We start from the raw sequence: 8,510 nt of genomic DNA, 5'->3' as shown, positions 1-8,510 counted from the left end.
CGACCGTACGCTGTTGTTCCCTCCAATAATCATTCTGGAGCTTCAGATGTCTGCGCCACACGATCATGGCTCGTCCACAGTGCCCCTCGAAGCACTGACGCAACTGCTTGAAACGATTTTTCTGCGCCACGGCACCTCCACGGAAGTCGCCCGGGTGCTGGCCGCCAACTGCGCCAACGCCGAACGCGATGGCGCCCATAGCCACGGCGTCTTTCGCATTCCCGGCTATGTCTCGACGTTGAAAAGCGGCTGGGTCAATGGTCACGCCGTTCCTCAGGTCGAAGACGTCGCGCCCGGTTTTGTCCGTGTCGACGCAGGCAACGGTTTCGCTCAACCGGCGCTGGCCGCTGCACGATCACTCTTGGTGGAAAAGGCGCGCAATGCCGGGATCGCGGTGTTGGCGATTCGCAACTCGCATCATTTCGCCGCGTTGTGGCCGGATGTCGAGCCGTTTGCCGATGAAGGTCTGGTAGCCCTGAGCGTGGTCAACAGCATGACCTGCGTGGTGCCCCATGGCGCGGATCGGCCGTTGTTCGGCACCAATCCGATTGCCTTCGCCGCGCCAAGGGCCAACGCCGCGCCGATCGTTTTCGACCTCGCCACCAGCGCCATTGCCCATGGCGATGTGCAAATTGCCGCGCGCAAAGGTGAAAAACTCCCGGCCGGCATGGGCGTCGACAGCCTCGGCCAACCGACACAGGATCCCAAGGCGATTCTTGAAGGTGGCGCCTTGTTGCCGTTTGGCGGGCACAAAGGCTCAGCGTTGTCGATGATGGTCGAGTTGCTCGCGGCGGCGTTGACCGGCGGCAATTTCTCCTTCGAGTTCGACTGGTCCAACCATCCTGGCGCGAAGACTCCATGGACTGGCCAGCTATTGATCGTGATCGACCCGAGCAAAGCGGCGGGGCAGAGTTTCGCCCAGCGCAGTGATGAACTGGTGCGGCAGATGCACGGGGTCGGTCTCAAGCGCTTGCCGGGGGATCGACGGCATTTGCAGCGTGCCCGCTCATTGGCGCATGGGATTGCCCTAGATGAACAGACGTTGGGGCAGTTGCGGGAGTTGGCGGGGGAGTGAGTCTTTTGTTGTTCTGACGATTGCAGTGACAAGGTCAAAAGCCCCTCACCCTGGCCCTCTCCCAGGGGGAGAGGGGACTGACCGCGTGGTTTGGGCGAGATACGCGGACTTGGGATACCGAGGTGAATTCAGTAATGGAAAAGCAAAGCGGTGGGCATAAAAAAGGCGAACCCTGAGGTTCGCCTTTTTTTGTGCGCCTGACTCAGCGACGGCCGAGCAGCAGGCCCACCACCAGGCCGAAACCGGCGGAGATCGCTACGGTTTGCCATGGGTGGCCACCGATGTAATTTTCCGTGGCTTCAACGGCGGGTTTGGTGCGCTCGCGCACGCTCGACACTGAATCCAGTGCCTGCTGCAGTTTCAGGGCGATTTGTGCGCGCAGGGTTTCCGCTTCTTCGCCTACCAGTGAAGCGCTGCTCTTGAGCAGTTTGTCCGATTCCTCGATCAGCGACTGAAGCTCGCTGAAGGCCTGATCCTTGATTTGCTCTTCGGCGGCTTGCACCGCGGTTTTACGGGCCATTGGGTGACTCCTTGCAGGTGAATGGACAGTGACCAATGGAGTGTAGCGGCAGACGAAAAGTTGCATGTCATTCGCGGACAAGGGAAAAACCTGCACCGGAGATTTGTACCGAGCGTGTAAGATGTCGCCATTTTACGCAGCAGGATAAATCCCCATGAGTTTCAATCTGGCCGACAAATCCCTCGCAGAGCGCGCAGCGCTGGAAGACGAGAAATCCCGTCTGTTCGAACTCTGGCAGAACAATCTGGGCAAAGCCAAAGGCGAAGCCGCGCGTCTGTTTGGCGAACGCTCCAAGCGCAAGGGCAAATGGGCCGAGTGGGTCCGCGCCGAACTGGACGGCATGTCGCCGCCGGAGTTCGCCAACATGGTGCGCAGTGAAGTCAATCGCCTGATGGCGGCGAACAAATAATCCGTTTCACACCTGGCTGAACGTGGCGGCAATCGCCTCGCGAACCTTGACCAGCACCGGATCGATCTGTGTGCTGGTGCGCCAGCCGAGTTCCACCGGATAGCGCGGTAAAGCCAGAGGGCAGGGCAGCAGCGCCAGCCCGCTTAGCGCCGCGATACTTTCAGCGGCGTGGGCCGGAATGGTCGCCACTGCCTGACTGCCCTTGAGCAAAAAGGGCAGCGCGGCAAAATGCGTAGTCGACGCGCAGACCCGGCGGCTCAATCCCAGTGCCGCCAATCCCTCATCGGTAATGCCGATAAAGCCTCCCGACGACACCAGAATGTGCTCGCGTTCAACGAACTCTCGCAATTCGATCTGCTGTTGGCCTGGCGCAAGACTGGCCAGGTCGACCAGACACGCATACCCGCCTTCTCCCAACACCTGACGGCTGAGCAAGCGCTCGGCAAATCCGCCGGCGGTGATCGCCAGGTCGATGCTGCGCTCCATCAACGCGCGGGCGACGATCTGGCTGTGGGTCTGGCGGAATATCAGCCGCAGCTTCGGCGCACGGCGGGCGATTTCCTCGATCAAGCGGCGACCGTAGGCAATTTCAAAATCATCTGACAGACCAATCGCCACCGAGCGACCGTCGTATTGATTGGCCGCAGGATCAAGCATGGCCAGACTTTGCCGGCATTTGTTCAGGGCATCGCTGATCACCGGTTTTAGTTGATTGGCTTGCAGGGTCGGCGCCAGACCGCGCCCGGTGCGCACGAACAATTGATCTCCATAGACCTCACGCAAGCGCCGCAATGCCGCGCTGACCGCCGACTGCGTTACGCCGAGGCGCAGGGCTGCGCGGCTGGCACTGGATTCCTCGTGCAGTGCTTCGAAGACTTTCAGCAGGTTCAGGTCGATGTCGGCGATATTCATTTGACTCATATCATTCAGCAGTGGGCAGGGCTTTATTCATGATCGCGTGACGCTGGAGAATCAGCAACACCTGAACCTGATGGAGTAAACACGATGGCCAAATCAATAGTTGCGGCGTTGCAAATCGGTGCCTTGCCCGGTGGCAAGGGCGAAACCCTTGAGCAGATTCTTGGCTGGGAAGACGCAATCCGCGAATCCGGCGCTGCGTTGGTGGTGATGCCGGAAGCCTTGCTCGGTGGTTATCCGAAAGGCGAGGGTTTCGGCACCCAATTGGGCTATCGACTGCCCGAGGGTCGAGAAGCTTTCGCCCGGTATTTCGCCAATGCCATCGATGTGCCGGGAGCGGAAACCGACGCCCTGGCCGGATTGTCAGCGCGCACCGGGGCCAATCTGGTGATCGGCGTGATCGAACGCGCCGGCAGCACGTTGTATTGCACGGTGCTGTATTTCGACCCGCAGGCCGGGTTGATCGGCAAGCACCGTAAGCTCATGCCCACCGGCACCGAGCGCCTGATCTGGGGCAAGGGAGACGGCTCGACGCTGCCGGTGTTCGACACCCAGGTCGGTAAGCTTGGTGCGGTGGTCTGCTGGGAAAACATGATGCCGCTGCTGCGCACGGCGATGTATGCCAAGGGCGTGGAGGTCTGGTGCGCGCCGACCGTGGACGAGCGCGAGATGTGGCAGTTCAGCATGCGTCACATCGCCCATGAAGGCCGCTGCTTTGTGGTCAGCGCTTGCCAGGTGCAGGCCTCGCCGAATGAGATGGGTGTGGAGATTGCCAATTGGCCGGGTGATCGACCGTTGATTGCCGGTGGCAGCGTGATCGTCGGGCCGATGGGCGATGTGCTGGCTGGACCGTTGCGTGGCGAGGCGGGGTTGCTGACGGCGCAGATCGACACTGATGAACTGATCCGCGCGCGGTACGACTACGATGTGGTCGGCCACTATGCGCGGCCGGATGTGTTCGAGTTGACCGTTGATGAGCGGGCGAAGCCGGGGGTGCGGTTCAACTCCTGACCTTGAAACTTGCTGACAACCTGTGGGAGCGAGCCTGCTCGCGAAGGCGTAGGCACCTGCAATATTGGAATTGCCTGAACTACCGCTTTCGCGAGCAGGCTCGCTCCCACAGGGGTTATGTGTTGTTCTGCCGATTGCGACCGCTGACTACCACGTCGCCGCACTCGCTTTAGGCAGGCTCAACTTGCCGCTGTCGGTAAAGCGCATCGTGCCGAACAACCCGCCCGCCAGTTTACCGCGCAGCACGTAGGGCAGGTTATCGAGGCTTTGCGTCTGGCTCAGGCCCAAGGTCTGGCGCAGGAACGAGAACGCCGAGACGCTGACCGGCACCGTGACGATCGCTTCAGAGAAACGCGGGATCGAGCCGCTCTGATCGCTCACACCCGAAGCCAGCGAATGACCATTGACCTCCAGGTCCAGGGCGATGCCGTTGTAATCGATTGCCGTTTCATTGGGATTCTGCACGCGCAGCTTGATCGCGAAGCGCACTTCCAGTTCCTGGCTGGGCAACGGTTCGAGGCCGACCACGTTGATGTTCACCGGGTCGCGATTGGGAAACAGCGCGCAGGCGCTGAGCGACAACAGCAGAAGCGACAGGATGACGGCATGGACGCGGCGCATAAAAATCTCTCGACAAAAAAGGGCTGAACCGTCGCCGGTGCAGCCCTTTTTGCCAAGGCGCGACGTCAGCGATTCAACTGTGCGACAGCCGCCGCTTGGCCGGGTTCACCTTTGCCGGTGACGTCGGGGTTTTCCATGACCTGCAGAATCGAAGCTTCCGGGTCGAAATCGTCTTCTTCCAGCTCGATGAATTCCTCGGGCAGGAAGATGTTCAGCACGATAGCGCACAACGCGCCAACGGTGATCGGCGATTCGAAGATGTTGCGCAGCGCCTGCGGCAGTTCGCGCAGGACTTCCGGCACCGCTGCGATACCCAGGCCCATGCCCAGGGAGATCGCCACGATCAGCATGTTGCGTCGATGCAGGCCGGCTTCGGCGAGGATCTTGATCCCGGCCACCGCGACAGTGCCGAACATCACCAGCTCGGCGCCGCCCAGTACCGGTTTCGGCATCAGTTGCAGCACCGCGCCGATCATCGGGAACAAACCGAGCAACACCAGCAGGCCGGCGATGAAAAACGCCACGTAGCGGCTGGCCACGCCGGTCAGCTGGATCACGCCGTTGTTCTGCGCGAAGGTCACCATCGGCATGCTGTTGAACACCGCCGCCATGGCCGAGTTGAGACCATCGGCGAGCAGGCCGGATTTGATTCGGCGGATGTACAGCGGGCCTTTCACCGGTTGCCGCGAGATCATCGAGTTGGCGGTCAGGTCGCCGGCCGCTTCCAGCGGTGAAACCAGGAAAATCACCGCCACCGGCACGAACGCCACCCAATCGAAGTTGAAACCGTACTTGAACGGCACCGGCACGCTGACCAGCGGCACCTCGGGCATCGACGCGAAATCCACCGTGCCCATCAGCCATGCCACTACGTAGCCAAGGGTCAGGCCAATGACGATCGCGCCCAGCCGCAGAAACGGCACGTCGACACGGTTCAGCACAACGATGGTGCCGATCACCAGCGCTGCCAGAAATACGTGACTGGCCGCGCCCAGGTCAGGCGCGCCGAAGCCGCCGGCGATGTCGGTCATCGCCACTTTGATCAGCGACAGGCCCATCAGCGTGATGATCGTGCCGGTCACCACCGGGGTGATCAGCATGCGCAGTTTGCCGATGAACTGGCTGAGCACCACTTCGATGAACGCGGCGAAGAAGCACACGCCGAAGATCGTCGAGAGGATTTCGTCAGTGCCACCGCCGCGCGCCTTGACCATGAACCCGGCGCTGAGAATCACGCTGATAAAGGAAAAACTGGTGCCTTGCAGACACAGCAGACCGGAACCCACCGGGCCGAAGCGTTTGGCCTGGACAAAGGTGCCGAGGCCGGAGACGAACAGCGCCATGCTGATCAGGTAGGGGATTTCACTGTGCAGACCGAGGGCACCGCCCATGATCAGGGTCGGGGTGATAATGCCGACGAAACTCGCCAGCACATGCTGCAACGCGGCGAACACCGTGGCGGTCAGGTGCGGACGGTCGTTGAGGCCGTAGATCAGGTCGTTGTTGCGCGGGGTTTTGTCAGAGGCGGTCATGGTGAGGTGCGCGCCGCAAGGCGGGGCCGGGTCAGAAAATGGGTGCGCAGAATGCCGCAAGCGGGCGGCGAGGGCAACGAGCAATAACTGCCTGAAAGGTCAGGTTTTACTGCCTTTGTGGGAGCGAGCCTGCTCGCGAAAGCGGTGGTTCAGTCTGCATCTCGGTCACTGACGAGCCGCCTTCGCGAGCAGGCTCGCTCCCACAATGATCGTCCACGCCCGTTAATCAGCAATGGCCAATCGCCCGTGGCATACTCCCGCGCATGACTTTCGACTCCCCCCTCAGTGCCTGGCAATACGCAGTCGACCACAAGGGTTTCATCCAGGATGAAGCCCAGGAACACGCGGTCTGGGCCTTGCAAAAATGCCATGAAGCCTTGCACGCCGGCGCCCGCTCGGTCGGCGGCGTGTACCTGTGGGGTCCGGTCGGGCGCGGCAAGACCTGGCTGATGGATCAGTTCTATCAGAGCCTGCGGGTGCCAGCGCGGCGTCAACACTTTCATCACTTCATGGGCTGGGTGCATCAGCGTTCGTTCCAACTCAGTGGCATCGCCGATCCGTTGCGCGCCTTGGCCAAAGAGCTGGCCGGCGAAGTGCGGGTGCTGTGTTTCGATGAGCTGTTCGTCAATGACATCGGCGACGCGATCATTCTCGGCCGGCTGTTTCAGGTGATGTTCGAGGAAGGTGTGGTGATCGTCTGCACCTCCAATCTGCCGCCCGATAATCTGTACGCCGACAGCTTCAACCGCGACCGTTTCACGCCGGCGATTGCGGCGATCAAGGCGCACATGACCGTGGTCGCGGTGAATGGCGCCGAGGATCATCGCTTGCATCCGGGGGCGATCGAGCAGCGTTATTTTGTTCGCGCGGATGATTTACCGAGCGCACTGGAGGCCGTGTTCAAGTCGCTGGCTGCAGATGAGACTGTCAGCGAAGAGCCAGTCGCCGTGGGCCACCGCACGCTCAACGTCGTGCAAGCCAGTGAATCCGTGCTGTGGTGCCGCTACAGTGATCTGTGCGAGCAACCTTTCGCCGCCATGGACTTCATCGCCCTGTGTGATCGCTACCGGGCTATTCTGTTGAGCGAAGTGCCGAACCTCAGCGCGCAGAAACGCGAGGGACGTATCGCACGCGGCACAGAAGACGGCGCCGAGCGCGTAGTGGCCGGTGATCGCGAGTTGCCGCAGTTGTCGGTGCATGACGACGGCGTTCGCCGCTTTATCGCGCTGGTCGACGAATGCTACGACCGCAAGGTGCCGCTGTACGTCGAGGCGGCTGTACCGATGGACGCCTTGTACACCGAGGGCTATCTGGAATTCCCGTTCCGCCGCACCCTCAGCCGTTTGCAGGAGATGCAGTTGCAGCGTTTCGCCGAAGCTTGAAAGAAGAGGGCGCCGACATGACTCAACCGCTGTCCCATCATTTGCTGACCATGGCCTACCAGAATGCCTGGGCCAATCATCGTCTGGCCAAGGCCTGGAGCCAGCTCGACGCCGCCGAATTGGCCGCACCGAGAGTGAGCTTTTTCCCGAGCATCCGCCTCACGCTTAATCACATCCTCACCTGCGACTGGTTCTACGTCGACGCGCTGGAGCGCGAATTGCGCGGTGACGAGCCGCACCCGGATTGTTACGTGTTCTTCGATACAGACGAACCGTTTAGCGAAGCCGCCGCACTGCGCGAGGAACAGGCACGCGTCGATCGCCGGCTGATCGCTTATTGCGAGCAACTGCGCGATGCCGATCTGCCGAGAATCGTCACCATCGCCCGCGACACACCGCAACATGAAAGTCGACTGCGCATGCTCTCGCACCTGTTCGAACACCAGATCCATCATCGCGGCCAGGTGCACGCCATGCTCAGCGGCACGGCGGTAAAGCCACCGCAACTGGATGAGTTTTTCTGTGTCGGCGAAAGCGCATTGCGTGCCGAAGACTTCGCGGAATTGGGCTGGACGGAAGAACTTGTATGGGGCCACTGACGCGAAAGATCGCAGCCTCGTTGCACTCGTCAGCTCCTACACGTTTTGGGCTGTAGGAGCTGACGAGTGCAACGAGGCTGCGATCTTTTGATCTTGCTCTTCTGTTTTCCAGTTGCCCACCCATTCAAACCCAAGCTAATGTCCCCCTCAGCCTTCCAGCAAGCACCTTGCGCGCTGGGGCTTATGTATTTGGGGATGGAAATGGATTCCGCAGAAATACTCGTACTTCAGGCCAGTTACAGCAACCCGGTGCACGCCGAAGCCATCGGCATCGTGCTCAACCACTATGCCGAGGACCCCATGGGCGGCGGTCATTCCCTCGACCCCGACCTGCTGCGCCGTCTCCCCGAAGAACTCGCTCGCCGCCCGCATGCTTTCAGCGTGCTGGCCTTCGTCGGCGGCGAACCGGCCGGGCTGGTCAACTGTTTCGAAGGCTTCTCGAC

The 8,510-nt window shown here is 61.0% G+C and carries 9 protein-coding genes and 1 pseudogene; 6 read left to right on the top strand and 4 right to left on the bottom strand.

Annotated features, from left to right (window positions below; genetic code table 11):
* Positions 1–46: 46 nt before the first annotated feature.
* Complete coding sequence (locus D6877_RS25110) at positions 47–1,075, top strand: Ldh family oxidoreductase (protein ID WP_130912448.1); 1,029 nt, start codon at positions 47–49, stop codon at positions 1,073–1,075.
* A gap of 202 nt (positions 1,076–1,277) precedes the next feature.
* Here D6877_RS25110 and D6877_RS25105 read toward each other — a convergent pair whose 3' ends face one another.
* A complete protein-coding gene (locus D6877_RS25105) occupies positions 1,278–1,595 on the bottom strand; it encodes a DUF883 family protein (protein ID WP_130912447.1) in 318 nt (105 codons plus the stop codon).
* A gap of 154 nt (positions 1,596–1,749) precedes the next feature.
* On the opposite strand from D6877_RS25105, the gene D6877_RS25100 reads away from it, so the two are divergent.
* Positions 1,750–2,004 carry a hypothetical protein gene (locus D6877_RS25100; RefSeq protein ID WP_003224595.1) on the top strand — a complete coding sequence of 85 codons (255 nt, stop codon included), beginning with the start codon at positions 1,750–1,752 and terminating at the stop codon, positions 2,002–2,004.
* A 6-nt stretch (positions 2,005–2,010) separates the two neighbouring features.
* On the opposite strand, the gene D6877_RS25095 is transcribed toward D6877_RS25100, so the two are convergent.
* Positions 2,011–2,925 carry a LysR family transcriptional regulator gene (locus tag D6877_RS25095; protein ID WP_130912446.1) on the bottom strand — a complete coding sequence of 305 codons (915 nt, stop codon included), beginning with the start codon at positions 2,923–2,925 and terminating at the stop codon, positions 2,011–2,013.
* An 84-nt stretch (positions 2,926–3,009) separates the two neighbouring features.
* Here D6877_RS25095 and D6877_RS25090 point away from each other — a divergent pair, with 84 nt between their 5' ends.
* On the top strand, positions 3,010–3,933 hold the full coding sequence (locus D6877_RS25090; RefSeq protein WP_130912445.1) for a carbon-nitrogen hydrolase family protein: 924 nt from the start codon (positions 3,010–3,012) through the stop codon (positions 3,931–3,933).
* A 147-nt stretch (positions 3,934–4,080) separates the two neighbouring features.
* Here D6877_RS25090 and D6877_RS25080 read toward each other — a convergent pair whose 3' ends face one another.
* Positions 4,081–4,554 carry an LEA type 2 family protein gene (locus tag D6877_RS25080; RefSeq protein ID WP_073474543.1) on the bottom strand — a complete coding sequence of 158 codons (474 nt, stop codon included), beginning with the start codon at positions 4,552–4,554 and terminating at the stop codon, positions 4,081–4,083.
* A 65-nt stretch (positions 4,555–4,619) separates the two neighbouring features.
* Entirely contained in the window at positions 4,620–6,086 is a 1,467-nt protein-coding gene (locus D6877_RS25075) for a nucleobase:cation symporter-2 family protein (RefSeq protein WP_110603344.1), read from the bottom strand.
* Between the two features lie 263 nt (positions 6,087–6,349).
* Here D6877_RS25075 and zapE point away from each other — a divergent pair, with 263 nt between their 5' ends.
* From zapE to D6877_RS25060, 3 genes and pseudogenes are all read left to right on the top strand, one after another.
* Positions 6,350–7,468: a cell division protein ZapE gene (zapE, locus tag D6877_RS25070; RefSeq protein ID WP_130912443.1), complete on the top strand. Its 1,119-nt coding sequence runs from the start codon at positions 6,350–6,352 to the stop codon at positions 7,466–7,468.
* 17 nt (positions 7,469–7,485) lie between these two features.
* Entirely contained in the window at positions 7,486–8,067 is a 582-nt protein-coding gene (locus D6877_RS25065; RefSeq protein ID WP_130912442.1) for a DinB family protein, read from the top strand.
* A gap of 201 nt (positions 8,068–8,268) precedes the next feature.
* Positions 8,269–8,510, top strand: a pseudogene (locus D6877_RS25060) (GNAT family N-acetyltransferase); the annotation flags it as partial.

Origin of the sequence: Pseudomonas sp. Sample_9, from assembly GCF_004307535.1 — a bacterium.
GTDB classification, from domain to species: domain Bacteria; phylum Pseudomonadota; class Gammaproteobacteria; order Pseudomonadales; family Pseudomonadaceae; genus Aquipseudomonas; species Aquipseudomonas mercuritolerans.
This window is presented reverse-complemented; position numbering and strand designations above follow the sequence as displayed.